Origin of the sequence: Actinomadura fibrosa, from assembly GCF_900659615.1 — a bacterium.
Classification (GTDB): domain Bacteria; phylum Actinomycetota; class Actinomycetes; order Streptosporangiales; family Streptosporangiaceae; genus Spirillospora; species Spirillospora fibrosa.
The window spans coordinates 1-18619 of record NZ_CAACUY010000182.1 but is presented as its reverse complement, the minus strand read 5'-3'; the positions used below and the strand labels follow the sequence as shown (position 1 = coordinate 18619).

Annotated in this window: 17 protein-coding genes; 8 read left to right on the top strand and 9 right to left on the bottom strand. The window is 74.3% G+C overall.

Translation table 11 applies throughout. The annotated features are described in order from the left end of the window. A partial coding sequence (locus E1300_RS36575) for an RNA polymerase sigma factor (RefSeq protein WP_131761697.1) occupies window positions 1–993 on the top strand: 993 nt, incomplete at its 5' end. On the opposite strand, the gene E1300_RS36570 is transcribed toward E1300_RS36575, so the two are convergent. The 4 genes from E1300_RS36570 to E1300_RS36550 form a co-directional block, all read right to left on the bottom strand. Continuing rightward, entirely contained in the window at window positions 974–1837 is an 864-nt protein-coding gene (locus E1300_RS36570) for a hypothetical protein (protein ID WP_131761696.1), read from the bottom strand. The genes E1300_RS36575 and E1300_RS36570 overlap by 20 nt on opposite strands. Window positions 1838–2580: 743 nt before the next feature. Next, entirely contained in the window at window positions 2581–2976 is a 396-nt protein-coding gene (locus E1300_RS36560; protein WP_131761695.1) for an SRPBCC domain-containing protein, read from the bottom strand. A gap of 50 nt (window positions 2977–3026) precedes the next feature. Next, window positions 3027–3728: a PCRF domain-containing protein gene (locus tag E1300_RS36555; protein WP_306440693.1), complete on the bottom strand. Its 702-nt coding sequence runs from the start codon at window positions 3726–3728 to the stop codon at window positions 3027–3029. 182 nt (window positions 3729–3910) lie between these two features. Then, window positions 3911–4630: a CPBP family intramembrane glutamic endopeptidase gene (locus E1300_RS36550; protein WP_165503150.1), complete on the bottom strand. Its 720-nt coding sequence runs from the start codon at window positions 4628–4630 to the stop codon at window positions 3911–3913. 130 nt (window positions 4631–4760) lie between these two features. On the opposite strand from E1300_RS36550, the gene E1300_RS36545 reads away from it, so the two are divergent. The 3 genes from E1300_RS36545 (at window position 4761) to E1300_RS36535 (ending at window position 8698) form a co-directional block, all read left to right on the top strand. Further along, window positions 4761–6692, top strand: a complete 1932-nt coding sequence (locus E1300_RS36545) for a hypothetical protein (protein ID WP_165503149.1) — start codon at window positions 4761–4763, stop codon at window positions 6690–6692. 85 nt (window positions 6693–6777) lie between these two features. Then, window positions 6778–7539, top strand: a complete 762-nt coding sequence (locus E1300_RS36540; RefSeq protein WP_131761691.1) for a response regulator transcription factor — start codon at window positions 6778–6780, stop codon at window positions 7537–7539. Between the two features lie 121 nt (window positions 7540–7660). Beyond that, complete coding sequence (locus tag E1300_RS36535; protein ID WP_131761690.1) at window positions 7661–8698, top strand: hypothetical protein; 1038 nt, start codon at window positions 7661–7663, stop codon at window positions 8696–8698. Window positions 8699–8760: 62 nt separating this feature from the next. Here E1300_RS36535 and E1300_RS36530 read toward each other — a convergent pair whose 3' ends face one another. Beyond that, window positions 8761–8970: a S1 RNA-binding domain-containing protein gene (locus E1300_RS36530; protein ID WP_131761689.1), complete on the bottom strand. Its 210-nt coding sequence runs from the start codon at window positions 8968–8970 to the stop codon at window positions 8761–8763. 222 nt (window positions 8971–9192) lie between these two features. Then, window positions 9193–9675, bottom strand: a complete 483-nt coding sequence (locus tag E1300_RS36525) for a MarR family winged helix-turn-helix transcriptional regulator (protein WP_242619618.1) — start codon at window positions 9673–9675, stop codon at window positions 9193–9195. Between the two features lie 64 nt (window positions 9676–9739). Here E1300_RS36525 and E1300_RS36520 point away from each other — a divergent pair, with 64 nt between their 5' ends. Together E1300_RS36520 and E1300_RS36515 are read left to right on the top strand one after the other, a co-directional pair. Next, complete coding sequence (locus E1300_RS36520) at window positions 9740–10120, top strand: tautomerase family protein (RefSeq protein ID WP_131761687.1); 381 nt, start codon at window positions 9740–9742, stop codon at window positions 10118–10120. 320 nt (window positions 10121–10440) lie between these two features. Then, window positions 10441–11367 carry a LysR family transcriptional regulator gene (locus tag E1300_RS36515; RefSeq protein ID WP_131761686.1) on the top strand — a complete coding sequence of 309 codons (927 nt, stop codon included), beginning with the start codon at window positions 10441–10443 and terminating at the stop codon, window positions 11365–11367. Window positions 11368–11372: 5 nt separating this feature from the next. Here the strand turns inward: E1300_RS36515 and E1300_RS36510 are convergent, their stop codons facing one another. Genes E1300_RS36510 through E1300_RS36500 form a run of 3 tightly spaced genes read right to left on the bottom strand, consistent with a single transcriptional unit; the run spans window position 11373 to window position 15223 of the window. Then, a complete protein-coding gene (locus E1300_RS36510; protein ID WP_207400150.1) occupies window positions 11373–12518 on the bottom strand; it encodes a Glu/Leu/Phe/Val family dehydrogenase in 1146 nt (381 codons plus the stop codon). Then, window positions 12511–13653: an NAD(P)/FAD-dependent oxidoreductase gene (locus tag E1300_RS36505; protein WP_131761685.1), complete on the bottom strand. Its 1143-nt coding sequence runs from the start codon at window positions 13651–13653 to the stop codon at window positions 12511–12513. The genes E1300_RS36510 and E1300_RS36505 overlap by 8 nt, the downstream gene beginning before the upstream one ends. 7 nt (window positions 13654–13660) lie before the next feature. After that, window positions 13661–15223: an aldehyde dehydrogenase family protein gene (locus E1300_RS36500; protein ID WP_242619617.1), complete on the bottom strand. Its 1563-nt coding sequence runs from the start codon at window positions 15221–15223 to the stop codon at window positions 13661–13663. A 227-nt stretch (window positions 15224–15450) separates the two neighbouring features. On the opposite strand from E1300_RS36500, the gene E1300_RS36495 reads away from it, so the two are divergent. Next, a complete protein-coding gene (locus E1300_RS36495; RefSeq protein ID WP_131761684.1) occupies window positions 15451–17646 on the top strand; it encodes a thiamine pyrophosphate-dependent enzyme in 2196 nt (731 codons plus the stop codon). A gap of 84 nt (window positions 17647–17730) precedes the next feature. Continuing rightward, window positions 17731–18619: serine/threonine-protein kinase (locus E1300_RS36490; RefSeq protein WP_131761683.1), on the top strand; the 889-nt coding region annotated here is incomplete at its 3' end.

Genomic DNA, 18619 nt, shown 5'->3' with positions numbered 1-18619 from the left:
CCGGAGGCGGTGCGCGCCCTCGCCGGGGCCGCCGCGCCGCCGCCGGGGCCGGTACCGGACGACGACCGGCTCGGACTGATCTTCATGTGCTGCCACCCGGCCCTGGACCTGCCGGTCCAGGTGGCCCTGACGCTGCGCGCGGTGTGCGGTCTCGGCACCGCGGAGGCGGCGGCGCTGTTCCTCGTCCCCGAGGCGACGATGGCCAAGCGCCTGACCCGGGCCCGGCGCAAGATCCGCGACTCCGGCATCCGGCTGGCCGTGCCGGAGCCCGGCGCCCTCCCCGGACGCCTCGCCGCCGTCCTGCGCGTCGTCTACCTCGTCTTCACCGAGGGCCACAAGGCGGCGGACGGGCGCGACCTCGTCCGCGGCGACCTGTGCGACCTGGCCATCGAGCTGGCGCGCGCCCTGGTCCGGCTGCTGCCCGCCGAGACCGAGCCCGCCGGGCTGCTGGCGCTGCTGCTCCTCATCGACGCCCGCCGCCCCGGCCGGACGGACCCCGCGGGCGGCCTCGTCCTGCTGGAGGACCAGGACCGCGCGCTCTGGGACCAGGACATGATCCGCGAGGGCGAGCGGCTCCTCGAACAGGCTTTGCGCGCCGGCCGTCCGGGCCCCTACCAGCTGCACGCCGCCATCGCCGCGTGCCACTCGACCGCGCCCGGACCTGACCACACCGACTGGCGCCAGATCTCGCTGCTCTACGGCGAACTGCTCCGCTACGAGCCCTCGCCGGTCATCGAGGCCAACCGCGCCGTCGCGGTGGCCATGGCCGACGGGCCCGCCGCGGGCCTGGCCATCCTCGACACCCTCGCCGGCCACCCGCTCCTGAGCCGCTGGCCGCCGTACCACATCGCCCGCGCCGACCTGCTGCGCCGCCTCGCCCGCACCGCCGACGCGATCGACGCCTACCGCACCGCGCTGGGCCTCCCGCTCTCCACCGCCGAACACGCCTTCGTCGACGCCCAGATCAGCCGCCTCACCACGTCCGCCCCCTGACCTCCGCCCAAAGCGAGCGGGGGTACAGGTCTTCGATCAGTTGACGCAGCCACGGCCGCTCGCCCTCCGGCAACTCGTCCAGGACGTCGCAGAGGTGGCGGGCACCGATCTCGTAGGGATAGCCGATCGCGGCGCTGTCCCAGTAGCGCGGAGGATCCTCCCGGACCAGCGCTCCTGGCTTCAGGTGACGCCAACGGGTCGCCGCCAGCGGCCGAGGGGCGCCGGGCCGCGTCCGGTGCAGGTAGCTCCAGATGTGCCGGGGCAGCGCGACGTCGTGCGGGTGCGACGGTCCGGGAGGGTCGGGAACCACGGCGATCAGGCGGACGTCGCGCATCCCGGCGCCCTGCTCGGCGAACCACCGCTGCGTCTCGGCCAGCAGCCCCGGCCGCTCCTCGTCCGGTGCCAGGAGATCGCAGACCGCGAAGGGACGCGGTGCCGTCGGCTCCAGCCCCGCACCGCGAGCCGCGTCGCGCCAGGCGGAGCGGCTGGAGGATGCCGGCCGGGGGAGTTGGCGCACCTGCGGGGCATGCGGGCTGCGGCCCAGGCTCCTGACGAGCGCACTGCGGATCAACGCGGCCGGACCGTCCGGGACGAACAGCGAGTTGCCGCCGGTGGCGGCGAGAACGGCGGCAGCGGCCATGGCCAGCGCGTGGTACCAGTGCCGGGCGACGTCAGCGTCGTGGTCCTCGAAGGGCCCGGTGCCCAATCGCTCTTTCTCCGCCGCATCCCAGGGATAGGGATCGTAAGAGCTCGAACCCTCGTCAGGAACGGTGGCCAGGAAAACGGCATCGGGATAGAACCTCAGTTCCTGCCATTCGTCGCAGTCGTCGGTCCTGGAGGCCACTGCCGCACCGCACCTCCGGCAGGCGGTGTTGCGCCCTTCCTCGCCCACCAGACCCCAGCACCCCGTGACGCAGTCGTCCAGGATCAGTACGAGGTGGCATCCGTCCCTGCGGTGCAGAACGCAGGTACCTCGAACGCCGCGCGACCTCCTGCGGGCGCCGACGACCTCGCAGTAGTGTCCCCACTGCGGGGGTAGCGGCTCCCACGGCGGACCGAACGGCGCCGGGTCGACACCATAGGTGCCGGGCGCCACCCGGAACGGCTGCACCCCGTGGCCGAAAGGCACCCGATCGTTCCGCAACGGCACTCGCCGCACCGGATCACTCAACCGCCCCCCGCAACGGCGACAGCGCACTATCTCCAAATGGTCACCCAACTCGCCGCACCCCGGCCGTAATCATCGCCCCGGCGACCGCGCGATATGGACCCCCATTTCACGCACCGTCGTTCGCAGGCTGGGGGACCGGCAGGGGCTTGGCGGGAGTGGCGGGCTAGCCGTGCGTTGGATCCGTGGCAGCCTTGTCGGACGTGTCGGCGGAGCGCGCCTGGCGATGCGCGGACTCGGCGAGGCGCTTGATCCTCTGGAGGCGGGCGTCCCACCGCGCCGCGACCTCCGCCATCGCCTGCGTGGCGACGGCGAGCCGCTCGTGGGCGTCGCCTCACCCTGGGCGAGCAGGAGGTCGAGCAGCCGGCGGCGGCCCGGCTCCGCGACCGCCGCGAGCAGCTCCTCGCTGTCCTGGTCCATCACCGGACGGCGGCCCCGGCCTTCCGCGCCGCGTAGGCGGCCAGGTCACCGAGGTGCTTCGCCCAGCCCTCGATGTGGTCCTCGGCGAAGGACGACTTCTGCTCCTCGCTCCAGTGGATCTGCTCCAGCCCGTGTTCGGTCACCCGCAGCCGGGTGCCCTCGCCCTCGGAGGCGAGCGTGAACTCCACCAGTACCGAGTTCCCGTCAGCCGGTTCGCCCCCGTCATCGAACGCCCAGCGGAAGGAGAACAGGTGCGGAGGCTCGACCCTCTCCACGACGATGTCGGCGGTCGCGCCCGTGCCGTTGGTCGCCCGCTCCGTCCAGACCAGCCGCCCCGCGCCGCCGGGCCGGACGTCGATCTCCGCCTCGTCGACATGCAACCTTTGGTTGCACATCCACGGTGCGGCGTGAGCGCCGAATGCGCAACCAAAAGTTGCGCGACCTGCTAGCGCGGCTGGTCGGAGGCGTTCCTGCGGTGCTCCAGCAGGCGTGCTCGCAGCAGGGTGCGGGCACCTTCCCGATTCGCTTTGGTGCTTCCCTGCTTCATGCAGAGGGCGGTGATCCCCGTGGGCACGTGAGTCAACAGGACGCTCCGGCAGTCATATCCCAGGGGCCCACCGCAACTGCTCCACTCCGGGGTCTCGTTGGCTTCTATCTCGCGGTCGTCGAGGGGGATCTCGTCGTAGGACACCGCGACGGCGAGCACTTCGACCTGCGCTTCCAGGATGCGGCGTCCCTCCGCGCGATGGGTGCCCTGTTCAGGCTGCAACCACCCGAACGCGCCGACGCCGCCGATCCGCGTGGTGGCCGCGAACCCGTAGGGATCCACGTGAGCGTCCTTGCTGAAGGTCTGGACCGGCCGCCCTTCACGCTCGGCTCGGCTCACATATTGCGAGTAAAGGTGCTCCGCCCACCGCGAACCCTCGTAGGCGTCCGCTAACCGTGTGCCCTCGTAGGCCGGTGTCCTGATGACGATGATGGCCTCTCGTTCGTCCAGGTCACCGGGGCGTCGGCGGCGCAGGTCGGTGACGTGTTCGGTGAGGGCCCGCAGCCCCGCCCGGCAGTCGGCGGCGAGGGGGCCGTCCGCCAGGTCGAGCAAGCCGGAGAGGAGCGTGAACTCCTCGCGGGCGCCGTCGAGGTCGTCCAGCAGGCGGGTGATCGTCCGCAGGCGCGCGGCGGCGACCTCGGCGGCGCTTCAATGCGCCGGATCGGTCAGGATCCGTTCGAGGCGGAGCGCTTCGGCGCGCAACGCGGCGGTATCGGCGTCGGCGGCCTCAAGTGCCCGGCGGCAGTCTCGGACGGCGGACTCGGACATGGGTTCTCCTGCTGCTAATCCACTGCTACGTCGGGTGATGTCTCCGGGATCCTGTCGCCGCGTGCGGGCAGTGCGAGGACCGCGGCGATGATGGCGGCCCTGGCGACCAGTGAGAACACGCTTCCCTCGGGACCGTAACCGCCCCCGGTCAGCCATGTCGTGCCCTCGACGACCGGATGGACGAGCCCGCCGCTGTAATCCGTGTTGTCACTGACGGCGAAGCCCATGATGGTGCCTTGGACGAAGTTCCAGGCGAAATGGATCCCGACGGGCATCCAGATCCGTCCCGTCCGCAGGAACGCCACGCCGTACATCACGCCGCCCATGGTGTTGCTCAGCACGGAGATGGCGGTGGCATGGCTGCTGTCGGTCAGGTGCACCACGCCGAAGACCGCGGCGGAGACGGCCAGCGCGGCCCACGGGCGCCGGGTGAGCGTGGCGAGCCCGTTGAGCATCAGCGCCCGGTAGACCAGCTCCTCGCCGACGGCGGCCACCGCCAGCACCGCGAGGCCGACTCCGAGACGCTTCATGTCCAGCCGTACGTCTTGGACGTGGGAGTCGGTGCAGAGCAGTACCGCCGTGACCGTGGCGCCCATCCCCGCTGTTCCGATGAGCGCGCCGGTGGCGATCTCGCGGACGCACCCGTTCCGGACGCCGAGTCCCAAGGGAGTGCCGCGCTTCCAGCGGGCGAACAGGGCGGCGCCGGCGCTCCCGGCGAGAACGGTCAGGAACACGCCGGAGATAATGGCATCGGTGTCCAAAGCGACTCCCAGAAAAATCTGCTTAAGTTCTGTGCTGAAGGATCGCCCACCGCTGGTTGTGAGAGGAGCGGGCATTCCCCCGTGAAATGCGGGGGTCTTCCGTATGTTCAAGACCGTCCAGCGGATGCTGTCCTTCGGGAGCATCGAGACCAAGCCGCCCGGACCGCAGCGTAAGGAGACCTCCTGCGCGATCGCGGCGGACGGATCGCGCGGCCGCCGGGGAGTGAGCACGATGGCGCGGGGACACGCGGGACCGGACGGCACGGACGTGCCCGGCTCCGACGACCGGACGGGTCGCGGAAGCGGGCTCGGGACCGGCGTGGGCATCGTCATCGACGACGACCGGCTCGAACGGCTGCTACCGCGCTCGACGGAGCATTTCGGGCATCGGGTGTTCCTCGGCTACCGGCTGAGCACCCGGCTGATCGAGGCCGTCACGGCCCTGCAGCTCGGCCTCGCCCACGGCCGTGCGGTGGCGGTCGCCGCGGTCGCGTGCGCCGTGTTCGACCTCGCGTTCGCGACCGTGCTGCGCCGCCGCGGCCGGTCGCTGTTCCCGCTGCGCTTGGGGCTGGACCTCATGGACGTGGTGGCCTGGACGCTCGTCCTGCACGGGTCGGCGGACCTGGCCGTGATCGTCGCCAGCCCCGTCCTGATGGAGATGGCGATGGCGTACGCGTGGCGCGCGCTGCCGCTGCCCGTGCTGGTGGGTTCCGCCGGTGCCGTGGCGTCGGGAGTCGCGGGTGCCGGGGTGACGCCGCTGCCGTACCTGTGGCCGCTGGTCGCCTGGGGCGCCGGGACGTTGTCGGGGGCGTACCTACGGCGCCGCTGGCAGGTGGAGGCGCGGACCGTCCAGGACCACCTGGAGGCGGCCGTCAGCCGGGCGGAGCTGTCGGGGCAGAACAGCGTGGCGATGGGCGCGGACTCGGTCGTGGACCTGCTGGTCCGCACCGCGCCGCTCGTCGCGGCTTACGAGGAGTCGCCGCCGCCGTCCCCGTTCGGCGGCTGGAAGGCGAGGCTCGCGGAGGCGTGCGGGCGCCAGGCCACCTATCTGGGCGTCGCGCTGCTGCGCTGGCAGAGCCTCTACAACGGGCGCAGCGCAGACCTGTCCTCCGATGTGGAGGTGCGGGTGGCCCCGGGGGCGGGAACGCTCCTGCTGTCCCCGGCGCAGACGGAGCACCTCGAACGCCGCCTCGACGCCCTGGCGCCGCGCGGGACCGTGCCGGTCGAGGTGCCGCGCCCCGGCCCCGCGGGCGAGGAGCAGACGCTCCTCGTGGACGGGCGCCCGATCGTCGTCCCCGCCGACGCGCGGCCCCGGATCCGTCCGCTGCACGCCGGGCCGTTCGCGTTCGTGGCCGCCGCCGCGCTGGTGCTGATCCAGTCGCTCCCGCAGTGGGACGCGGTGCCGCCGTGGGTGACCGCGCCGATCGCCGCGGCGGCGCTCGCCGCGGCCCGCTGGACGCACCGGCAGACGCACCGCCCGCCCGCGGAGCTGGCCGGACGCGTCCTCGCGATCGGCCTGGCACTCGCCCTGCTCCAGTCGGTGGCGACCACGGCGGCCGAGCGGCCCGACAGCGGGCGCCTGCCGTTCATGTTCTTCCTCCAGTGGGCGGTCCCGCTGGTGTACGTGCACGCCAGGGACCTGCCCTGGCCACGCCTGCTCCTGTTCACGGCGGGCTTCGCGGGGGCGGCGATGGCCGGGGCCGCGCTGATGCCCGTCCCGTTCTCGCTGTCGGACGTCCTCGTAGGGCTCGCCTGGCCGCTGGCTCCGGTCCTCGCGGTGCAGGGGCTGCGGGACGCCATGAACGCGGAGTCGGAGGAGCTCTGGGCGCAGGTCCAGCGCATGTACGACACGGCGGTGCGGGACGGTTTCCAGCGCGGCCGGCGGCTGGTGGTGGAGCTGACCGAGGAGGCCGCCGGGCAGCTCGGTGACCGCTACCGGGCGCTCGGCCCGGACCTGCCGCCCAAGGTCGGGGCCGAGATCGAGCGAAGGCTCCGGCAGGCGCGCGCGTCGCTGGCGGCCATCGGATCGAGCTGACGAGGACCGGGGCACCGCAACCGGCGGCGGGACGGAATCGCTTCCGAGGGGACGGCCCGATCGGCCATAGTGGACGTTGATCAACGTGGTGCCGATCGCGGGAGAGGCCGTGGCGTTCAGCGGTTTCGCCCCGGGGCCGGTCGGGGTCGCCGTGGTGGACGACGACGACATCAACCGGTACGGGATGACCCACCTGCTCGAAGCGGTCCCGGGCGTCCGGGTGACCGCGTCGCTCGACCACGACGGCGCGCTCGCGGCCGAGGACGTCTGGGCCGGGACCGACGTGGCGATCGTCGACGCCGCCGACCACCGCCGCTCGGGCGACCAGTTCCCGGGCGTGGCCGTCGTCGAGCACCTGCGGCGGCTCAGGCCCCCGGGACGGCTCACGGTCATCGTGGTGACCGGCCACTTCTTCGACGACGCCGTCCGACGGCGGATGCGCGAGGCGAAGGCCGACTTCTTCTACCACCGCGCTGACATGGCCGATGCCCGCGCGCTCCGCGAGGCCGTGCTGCACCCCGACCGGGCACGCCGCCCGGTGCCCGGGCCGGCCGACGCCGAGGCGCAGTTCCGGCACGGGGTCACCGACACCACCCGGGTCAACCGGGCCATCGGCTACGCGATCGAGCAGAACCTGGAGCAGCGGATCGCCGAGCGCGCCGACCCGCGCAGCCGCCGCTGGCTGCGGCTGCGCCTGGACTTCAACCGCGAGGCGCGGCTGACCCCGGTCACCGGTGACGGCCGGCGGCCCGACCGGCGGCAGGACCTCCCGTCGCTGCCGCAGATCTCCCGGTTCCTCGCCTGGGCGACGAAGATCAAGGACACCCCTCCGCCGCGCGAGCGCTGACCGGGACGGCTCCCGCGTTCCCGCGCGGGCCGTCCCGTGCGCGATCCCGGGCACCGGATCGCGCAGCGCCCCTCTCTAGCCTCGCTCACCGTCCGATGGGTCGAGGGCAGACGGTGGTGCGATGCGGGAGTACGAAGCGGCGGCGGCCGAGTGGTTCGGGCTGGACGAGGACACGCGGGGGGCGGTCCACTGGGCGGCCCGCCGGGGCATGGCCTACCCCGACCCGGAGGTGGCGGCGTGCGCCGTCCGCTACGTGCGGGCGGAACTGCGCCGCGGACTGCCCGGCCACCGTCGCGGAATCATCATCTCGGCGCTCGTCCTCGCCGCCGCGCCCCTGGCGGCGTCCGCCGTGATGGAGACGCTGCCGAGCAGCGGACCGGCCGTCGTGTTCGTCCTCGCCTGCATGGCGGCCGTCCTGGTGAGCGGGCTCACGCTGGTGGCGCTGCTGTGCCACCGCCTGCGCGCACGCCTCTGGCACATGTCGCTGACGCGCGTCGAGTACGCCAACCGTCCCGCCGCCGCGGATCCGGCGGACACCGGTGCCGTGCCCGGCGATGCCGGCGCGGGACCCGTCGTCCGCCCCGCTCCGCAGCCGGACCCTGTGACGGAGGTGAGGATCGACCGCCCGAAAGTCCTGCGGGCGACGGCACGCGCGTTCACGTCCTGCGCAGTCGTGGTCGCCGCCGTGGTGGCGCTGCTGTCCGCCCACTATCCCGACGCTGTGGTGGCCACCCTGGCGGGAGTCATCGTCGGGTTGCTGTGCCTGCTGGAACTCGTCCTGCTGATCCAGGCCTCCTACCACGTCCGGCATCTGTGCCTGGCCTTCTCGCGCCGACCGGTCATCACCCTGGACGCCGCCGGCATCGCCGCGAGAGGCATCGACCACTCGGTGACCTGGGACCAGGTGACCGGTATCCGCATCAAGACGTTGCGGACGCCGTTCCGCCCGACGCGGACCACGCGCGTGCTCGCCCTCACCGTGCGTGACCCGGTCGCCGACATCCGCCGGCTGAGCGGGCGGTCGCGGCGCCATGCGCTTCGGGCCCTCAAGTACTACGGCGGCCCGTTCGCCGTCCGGGACAAATGGCTGGACCGCTCGGGCGAGGAGATCGCGGCCGCCATCGAACGCCGCGTACCGGTACCGATCACCCGCTGGTGAGAGTAAGCGGGGGACGCTGATCCGGAAGAGTCCGATTCCTCTCCCGGATCAGCGTTACCGCGTCAGGCGGCGGCCAGGCTGAACCGCTGCTTCTCAGGGTCGATCGCGAGGATCTCGACCGAGACACGGCTGCCGACGGGCCAGGCCTGCCGGGGCGCGAGGCCGGTGAAGCCCTCCGACTCCACGAAGCATCCGAACGGCACCTGCCTGGTCACCACGCCTTCGATGACGTCGCCGACCTGATGGCGGGCGATGAATTCCTGCCAGTTCATGTATTCCACCTCCTCTCGTCACGAGTGGCTTTCCGGGCACTTCTCGTGACGAGGGGGCGGGCCTCGGGCCCGCACGGTGATCAAGCGTCGGCCGGGAATCCGTCCTGTGCACGGCCCATGGCCGACCCGGCAGTCATACGACAATTCTAGTCGCTCGCTACGCCACCGGCTGGATGTGCTGGTCGAAGGGCTCGGGGCGCCCCGGGAAAAGGCCGACCTGACTCAGGACGCGTTTCGGGGCTCGTCGCCTCCCTGTGCCAGTGCGGCCTCGTAGGCGCGCAGCGCGGCGATGACCGTCGCGCGGTCGGCGGGTTCGAGGTCGCGCATGACGCGCTCCCACGCCGAAGCGTTGCCGGAGAGCCAGTCGCTGATCGGTGCGGTGTAGGCGGGAGCGATGGCGACGATGCGGCGCCGGCGATCGGCGGAGTCGGCGGTCCGCTCCAGCACGCCCCGCCGCGAGAGCTCGCTCACCATGAGGCTGACCGTCGTCGGGGCCACCTCCAGCCGGTCGGCGAGCTCGTTGACGCTGGCGGGGCCGCCGTACTCCAGGTGGGCCAGCAGCGCGAGGTGCCGCGGAGCCAGGTCGAACCCCTGGAGCGCCTGCGGGATCGGCAGGCGCTTGGCGCGGCCGACGAGCCGCGGCATGAGCAGGAGCAAGGTGCGCACGGCCTCGTCCACGGCCGGACCGCCCGATTCGCTGGACACCGACACCCCCGTCCAATTACCTTTGAGGTCAAAGCCTTTGTTTCCAAAGGGAATGGGGAGAATCATGCCGCACCTGACCGCCCACCTGCCAGAGAACAGGCTGCTCGGCAAGGAGTCCGAGCTCATCGCCGCGCTGACCGACGCGATCGTCGGCGTCTACGGCGACTGGGCCCGCGACCTCGTGAGCATCCGCCTGGACGGAGTCCCCGAGGGGCGCGTCGCGCTGGGAGGCAAGGCCGTGGACACCAGCGTCTCGGTGGTGCTGGGCGTCCGCGCCGGCCTCTTCGACCGCCCCGACGCCGCCCAGATCAGCGCCCGGCTCGGCGCCGCCCTGACCGACGCGATCACCCGCGTCCTCGGCGAGGAGCTCCGTGAGGGCGTCATGGTCGAGCTCGTGGCGTCCCCGCAGGAACGGACCTTCGTCGGCGGCGCCCCCGCCGCGTGACCGCACCGCGGTGCCGGGCGAGCCGTGAGCCGCCCCCGGCACGGACGCCCCGGGGCTCAGCAACGCCGTGCAGCCGCCACCGATGAGATAGGCCGCCGCGCACACGTCCCACCGGCACACGTGCGCGCTCACGGCGTCCAGGCACTCCTGCAAGGCGAGGATCCGCTCGGCGGGCAGCGCCGTCAGCGGCGCGGTCGTGGTGGGCGGGTGCTCGGGTGGGCGGTGCGTTGTGTATCGACAAACCGGGACGGTCCGGGCTGTCATGTCGGGGAGGGGTGAACGCGGGATCCGCGGACGGGTCGGGGGACGAGGGAGGCGTGATGATCAGTCCCCTGCACATCCAGACGGTGCGCGAGGTCGTGCGCACGGGGTCGTTCGCGGACGCCGCGCGCAACCTCGGCTACACCGCGTCGGCGGTGTCGCAGCAGGTCGCGGCGCTGGAGCGCGCCTGCGGCCTGGTGCTGTTCGAGCGCCGGGCCCGCAGCGTCCGCCCGACGAGCGCGGCGTTCCTGCTGGTCAGCAAGGGCAACGACGTGCTGTCGGCGCTCGCGACGCTGGAGCGGGAGCTGCGGACGGTGGCGAGCGGGGAGCGCGGCGCGCTCCAGCTCGGCAGCTTCCCGACCGCGAGCGCCCGCATCCTGCCGCGGGTGCTGGCGGAGCTGTCCCGGATCCGGCCCGGCATCGAGATCACGCTGTCGGAGGGCGAGCCGGACGAGCTGCTGCCCGAGCTGCTCGACGGCGACCTCGACCTCCAGCTCGCCTACCGCTACGACCTGTTCCCGCGGAGCTGGCCGGACCAGCTCGTCGAGACGCCGGTGATGGACGAGAACCTGGTGCTCTGCGTGCCCGTCGGCCATCCGCTGGCGGGCGGGCGGACCGTCCGGCTGCGGGACCTGCGGTCCGAGACGTGGATCGCGAGCCGCCCGGAGAGCTCGGGCGCGCAGGCGCTGCTGCGGCTGTGCGGCACCGCCGGGTTCACGCCGAACATCGCGTTCCGCAGCAACGACTACGCGGTGGTGTGCGGGCTGGTCGCCTCGGGCCTCGGGATCGCGCTCGTCCCGGCGCTCGGCTGCGTGCCCGGACCCGGCCTGCGGACGCTGCGGCTCAGCCGCCGCACCCCGCGCCGGCACGTGATCGTGCTCCGCCGCGTGAGCAACACGAACCCGCTCGTCAAGGACGCCATGCGCGGCCTGGCCGAGGCCGCCCGCGGCGTGGAGGCGGAGGTGAACGGCGCGACCGGCCGCTGAGCGGGTCAGCGCGGCAGGCGGCCCTTCAGCTCCATCGCGGCGCGGACCCGCTCCTGCGCCAGCGCGACGGCTGCCTCGTGGGTGGTCGTCCCCTGGTCGCGGGCCGCGGCGAGGACCCGCACCGTGTTCTCCCGCACCTTCGCGGAGACGGCGGCGAAGACGGCGCCCGGATCGGGACGGAACGGCGAGTGGCGGGCGTCCATCGCGAAGCCCGCCGCGACCACGCCGCCCGCGTTCGCGACGAGGTCCGGCACCACCGTGACGCCCCGCGCCGCGAGGACGCGTCGCGCGGCGGGATCCGTCGGCAGGTTCGCGCCCTCGACCACGATCCGCGCGCGCACGCGGGACGCGGCGTCCGCGCCGATGACGTCCTGGAGCGCGGCGGGCACGAGGATCTCGGCGGGGACGAGCAGCTCCGCGCCGAGGTCCAGCGTTCGGCCGCCGCGGTACTCCTTCACCAGCGCGTCGCCCGCCTCGTCGCGGAGCGCCAGCAGCCGGGCGACGTCCAGGCCGTCGGGGTCGTGGAGCGCGCCGTGCGCGGTGGAGACCGCCACGATTGTCGCGCCGAGCTCGGCGAGGCGGCGCGCGGCGGCGTGCCCGACGGCCCCGAACCCCTGGAGCGCGACGCGGGCCCCGGACAGCGTCAGCCCGGCCTCGCCCGCCGCGGCGTCGGCGGCCTCCGCGACCCCGTGGCCGGTGACGCCGAGCGCGTCGTAGGGCATCCCGCCGAGCGCGTGCGGCGTCCCGACCGCCGCGCCCCGGTCGTCCAGCTCGTCCTGGACGATCGCCGCGTCCCGCTCGGTCAGCCCCATGTCGAGGCCCGCCACGTACCGGCGGGGGATCTCCTGCGACAGCGCCCGCACGAACGCCCGCAGGACCGCCTCGCGGTCCGGGGAGCGCGGGTCCGCCGCGATCCCGGCCTTGGCGCCGCCGAAGAACAGGTCGACGCCCGCCCACTTGTAGGTCATCACCCGCGCCAGCCGCGCGACCTCGGTGACGGTGACGGTCGGGCTCATCCGCATGCCGCCCTTGCCCATCCCGCGGGCGGTGTTGTCGATGACGAGGACGCCCTTCATCCCGGTGCGGGAGTCGGAGACGCACACGACCCGCTCGGGGCCCCACTCGTCCATCAGCGCGAGAACGTCAGACACGGTTGATCTCCGGGCGGAGGCGGTCCCCGGCCAGCCGGGCGGCGTCCAGCGGGGTCACGTCCACGACCGGGTCCCGGCCGAGGTACAGGTCCCGGACGACCTCGCCGACGGCGGGTCCCTGGAGGAAGCCGTGGCCGGAGAAGCCCGTCGCGTACAGGAAGCGGCTCACGTGCGGGGCCTCGCCGATGAGCGCGTTGTGGTCGGGCGTGACCTCGTACAGCCCCGCCCAGGCGCCGGTCAGGCCGGCGTCGAGGAGCCGCGGGGCGCGGGCCCCGATCGCCTCCGTCAGCCGGGGCAGCCACGCGTCGGTGACGTCCAGCGCGAAACCGGGCCGCTCGTCCGGGTCCGACATGCCGAGCAGCAGCCCCGCGCCCTCGCCGTGGAAGTAGAAGGACGTCGTGAAGTCGATCGTCATCGGCACGGGGCGGGGCAGGTCCGGCATCGGCTCGGTGAAGGCGATCTGCCGCCGCAGCGGCTCGACCGGGAGGTCCACCCCCGCCATCGCGCCCACCGCGGCCGACCAGGCCCCGGCGGCGCACACGACCGCGCGGGCCGCGATCCGGCCGCGGGACGTCCGGACGCCCGTGACCTCGCCGCCGTCCACGTCGATGCCGAGGACCTCGGTGCGCGTGCGGACCGCGGCGCCGTGGCGGCGGGCGCCCGCCGCGTACCCGGCGACGACGGACTCGGGCGTGCAGTGCCCGTCGTCGGGGGAGAACGCGGCCGCCAGCAGCCCGTCCGGGACGATCAGCGGCGACAGCCGGCACGCCTCCGCGACCGAGACCATGCGGCTGGGCACGCCGAGCCGGTTCTGGAGCGCCACGGACGCCTCGAACGCCGCGACGTCCTCCGGGCGGGACAGCAGGAACAGGTAGCCGACGCGGTGCAGGTCGATCTCCCGGCCCGGCCGCGTCCCGAACCGCGCGAACGCCTCCAGGCTGCGCGCGCCGAGCCGGACGTTCACCTCGTCGGAGAACTGCGCCCGGACGCCGCCCGCCGCCTTGCACGTCGATCCGGAGCCCAGCTCGTCCCGTTCGACCAGCACGACGCCGCGGACCCCGGCCTCGGCCAGGTGGAACGCGATGCTGGTCCCCATCACCCCGCCGCCGATGACGACGACCTCGGCCGAGTCCATCGCGGCCCTACAGCCGGAAGCCGAGGTCGGGTTCGACGGTGCGGACGTCCATCTGCGCCTTCTGCAACCGTCCCGAGTGGTCCCAGTTCATCGACTGCCAGCGGGTGAACTGGTCGAGCACCCACACGCCGGACTGGCGGCTGCCGTTCCCCGAGCGGCCGTTCCCGCCGAACGGCAGGTGCGCCTCGGCGCCCGACGTGGAGTTGTTCACGCTGACCATCCCCGCCGAGATCCGCCGCCGGAACCGGAACACCGTCGCCGGGTCGCGGGTGTACACCGACGCCGACAGCCCGTAGCCGGGCGCGTTGGCGAGCTCGATCGCCTCGTCCAGCGTGCGGTAGGGGGCCACGCCGATGACGGGCCCGAACGCCTCGCGCTGGAAGAGCTCGTCGCCGGGCCCGACGCCGTCCACGATCACCGGGTGGTAGAACAGCCCGGCCTCCGGGTCGCCGACGAACCCGGCGCGCGGCGCGGCCGCGGTGATCCGCCCCGTCGCGGGCGACCCGTGGACGGTGTGGCCGGGCCCGATCCAGCCGAGGACCTTCTCGAAGCCGTCCGCGAACCGCTCGCCGATCAGCGGCCCGTACAGGACGTCCTGGAACGGGTCGCCGACGGGCGCGGCGCGGACCGCCTCGTCCAGCCGCCGGAGGAACTCGCCGTGCAGCGACTCGTGCACGATGGCCGTCCCGAGCGAGGTGCAGCGCTGCCCGGCCGTCCCGAAGCCGGCGAACAGGGCGCCCTCGACGGCGAGCGGGAGGTCGGCGTCCGCGGCGACGACCATCGGGTTCTTGCCGCCGAGCTCCAGGCAGGGGCTCTGCAGGTGGCGGCCGCACAGCTCGCCGATCCGCGACCCGGCCTCCGTGGAGCCGGTGAAGCCGACCTTGTCGACGAGCCCGGCGCCGAGCGCCAGCTCCAGCCCTTGGTACGTCTCCGGGCCGTCCGCGTACACGACGTTGAGGACGCCGCCGGGCACGCCCGCGTGCGCGAGCAGCTCGTAGAGCGCGTCGGCGCACGCCGCCGCGTACTCGGCGGGCTTCCACACCACGGCGTTGCCGCACAGCAGCGCCGGGACGATGTACCAGGACGGCACCGCGACCGGGAAGTTCCCCGCCGTGACGACCGCGACCACGCCGACCGGGTCCCGGTAGGTGAACAGCTCCTTGTCGGGCATCTCGGACGGGACGGTGTGCCCGTACAGCCGCCGCCCCTCGCCGGAGAAGAAGGCGCACGTGTCGGCGATCTCCTGGACCTCGCCGAGCGCCTCCGCGTACGGCTTGCCGACCTCGCGGGTCACGACGCGCGCCAGCGCCGCCTTGTTCTCCTCGACGAGGCGCCCGGCCGCGGCGACGACCTGCCCGCGGACGGGCGGCGGCACGTCCCGCCAGGCGTCCTGCGCGGCCCGCGCGGCGCGGCACGCCTCGGCGAGGTCGGCGGCCCCGGCGAGCGAGACCTCCGCGACCGTGTCGGCGGTGCGGGACGGGTTCGTGGACCGGTACGGGCGCGGGCCCGCCGCGACGCGGGCGCCGCCGATGACGGAGGTGAGCACGGGGGTGCGAGCGGGGCTGGACACGGTTCCAGCGTGACCGGGGCACCGCGCGGAAGCCAAGATCGGACAGAGCGCGGTCTCCTTACCGGGAGCCCAAGCGCGGCTGAGGCTGCCCCGGGCACCGCCCCCATCCCGTGCGGGTAAGGAACGCTTGGCCAGGTCCCCAGGGGTTCGCGTCCTCGCGGGGCTTGGCGGGGGAGCGGCGCCGTCCGATCCTCGACAGCGGACCGCCACCCCGCGCAGGAGCCCGCATGGCCGAACCCGCCGACGTCCACTTCCTGAAGGCGGCCGCGTCTCTCACGCCGTCCGGGACGCGCCCGCCGCCCGGCCCTCTCACCGCCGAGCGGGCCCTGGAGCTGTTCGACGCGCAGCTCGGCAGCCGGCACCTGGACCTCGCGGCGCGGCTGCTGCGGTCCCGGGGCGAGGGCTACTACACGATCGGCTCGGCGGGCCACGAGGGCAACGCCGCGGTCGCCGCCGCGCTCCGCCCGGACGACCCGGCGCTCCTGCACTACCGGTCCGGAGCGTTCTTCCTCGAACGGGCGCGGCAGGCGCGGGAGCGGGACGCCGGCCGGTACGCGCGCGACGGCGGACCGGACGACCCGCCCCGCGACCCGCTGCGGGACGTGCTGCTCGGGCTCGTCGCCGCCGCGGACGAGCCGATCGCGGGCGGGCGCCACAAGGTGTTCGGCAGCCGTCCGCTGCACGTGATCCCGCAGACGTCCACGATCGCCTCGCACCTGCCGCGCGCGCTCGGTGTCGCCTTCGCGATCGAGCGCGCCGCCCGGCTCGGCGCGCGGGCGCCGTGGCCGCGCGACGCCGTGGCGGTGTGCGGGTTCGGGGACGCCTCGGCCAACCACTCGACCGCGGCGGGCGCCGTCAACGCCGCCGTGCACTGCGGCCACCTGGGCCTGCCGATGCCGCTGCTGCTGGTCTGCGAGGACAACGGCCTCGGCATCAGCGTCCGCACCCCGCCGGGCTGGATCGAGGCGGCGTACGGCTCCCGGCCGGGCCTCGCGTACTTCGCGGCGGACGGCTGCGACCTCGCCGGCGCCTACGCCGCGTCCGTCCGGGCGGCGGACTGGGTGCGCGCGCACCGCCGCCCCGCCTTCCTGCACCTGCGCACCGTCCGGCTGATGGGGCACGCGGGCTCCGACGTCGAGTCGGCCTACCGCGGCGCCGCCGAGATCGCCGCGGACCTGGCCGCCGACCCGCTGCTCGGCACGGCGCGCCTGCTGGTCGACCTCGGCGCCGCGACGGGCGAGGAGATAGTCGGGCTCTACGAGGCCAAGCGCGCCGCCGTGCTCGCCGCCGCGGAGGAGGTGGTCAAGGCGCCACGGCTGGCGTCCGCCGCCGAGGTGATGGCGCCCATCCCGGTCCCGCGGAGGCGACGCCCGGAGGCTCCGAAAGCGTCTGCCGCGAGCGAGCCGGTCACGGTCGCGCAGGCCCTCAACCGGACCCTCGGCGAGCTGCTCGACGAGCGGCCCGGGATGCTGGTGTTCGGCGAGGACGTCGCGCGCAAGGGCGGCGTCTACGGGGTGACGCGGGGATTGCTGAAACGCGCGGGCGGGGCGCGGGTGTTCGACACGATCCTCGACGAGCAGTCGATCCTCGGCCTCGCGCTCGGGCTCGGCCTCGCGGGGATGCTGCCCGTCCCCGAGATCCAGTACCTCGCCTACCTCCACAACGCCGCCGACCAGATCCGCGGCGAGGCGGCGACCCTGCCGTTCTTCTCGGCGGGCCGGTACCGCAACCCGATGGTGGTGCGCGTCGCCGGCTACGCCTACCAGGAGGGGTTCGGCGGGCACTTCCACAACGACAACGCGGTCGCGGCGCTGCGCGACATCCCCGGCCTGGTGATCGCCTCGCCCGCCCGCCCGGACGACGCCGCCGGGACGCTGCGCGCCTGCGCGGACGCCGCCGCGGACGACGGCCTGGTCTGCGTGGTGCTGGAGCCGATCGCGCTGTACCACGTCCGCGACCTGCACGAGGAGGGCGACGGCGGCTGGCTGGCCCCGCTCCCGGGCGCCGCGACGCCGATCGGCTCCGCCCGCACGTACGGGACGGGCCGCGACCTCGCCATCGTCACGTTCGCGAACGGGCTGCGGATGAGCCTGCGCGCGGCCCGCCGGCTGGAGCGGCGCGGCGTCGCGTGCCGCGTCCTCGACCTGCGCTGGCTCGCCCCGCTGCCCGCCGCCGACCTGCTCCGCGAGGCGCACGCGACCGGCGCCGTCCTCGTCGCGGACGAGACGCGCCGGACCGGCGGGGTGTCCGAGGCCGTCCTGGCGGCGCTGGCGGACGGGGGCTTCCGGGGCCGCGCCGCCCGGGTCACGAGCGAGGACAGCTTCATCCCGCTCGGCGACGCGGCCCGGCACGTCCTGCTGTCGGAGGAGGCGATCGAGGACGCCGCGCTCGCGCTCCTCGCCGGGCACACTGGAATCCGCTGACGCGTCCCGCGCCGGTGAGGTCCGGAACCGTCCCGCCGCGCGAACTGTCGTATCACCGGGACGTCCGACGGAAGGTGGTGCGCGGTGGCGGTGGAGGCTCTGCGGCCGGAGGATCCGGCCATGCTCGGCGGCTACGAGCTCCTGGGGCGCGTGGGGGAGGGCGGGCAGGGCGTCGTCTACCTCGCGCGGTGGCCGGGCCCGGCCGGGACGGAGGTGGCGCTGAAGACGCCGCACGTCCGGCCCGGCGAGGACGCGCGCGCCGACCTGTCCGAGATCACCCTCGTCCGGCAGGTCGCGCGGTTCTGCACCGCGCGGGTCCTGGACGCCGGCACCGACGCCGGCCGCCCCTACATCGTCAGCGAGTACGTCGACGCGCCGTCGCTGCGGAGCGTCGTCGAGGAGGGCGGGCCGCTCGGCGGGGTCGAGCTGGAGCGGGTCGCCGCCGGCACGATGATGGCGCTCGCCGCCACGCACGCGGCGAACGTCGTCCACCGGGACTTCACGCCGGGCAACGTGCTGCTCGCCGCCGACGGCCCCCGCGTCGTCGACTTCGGCGTCGCCCGCGCGCTCGGGCCGTCCGGGCGGGGCGAGCCCGGCACCTCGGGGACGCCCGCGTTCATGGCGCCCGAGCAGCTCGCGGGCGGCGAGGTCGGCCCGCCGGCGGACGTGTTCGCCTGGGCCGTCACGATGAGCTTCGCCGCGCTCGGCGCCCGCGCGTTCGGCGAGGACGGGCCGCGCAGCGCGTTCGAGCGGCTGCTGCGCCTGGAGCGCTACCGCGTCGACGTGCCCTCCTGGCTCGCCGAGATCCTCAAGCCCTGCCTGCGCGAGGACCCGGCGGAGCGCCCGCCGTCGCGTGAGGTGCTGCTGCGCCTGCTCGGCTACGGCGCGGAGCGGAACGCGCGCCCGGGCGGGGACGTCGAGGAGCCGGGCGGAGCCGGGCGGGACGGCGGGACGCGGCGCGACCCGGCGCCGG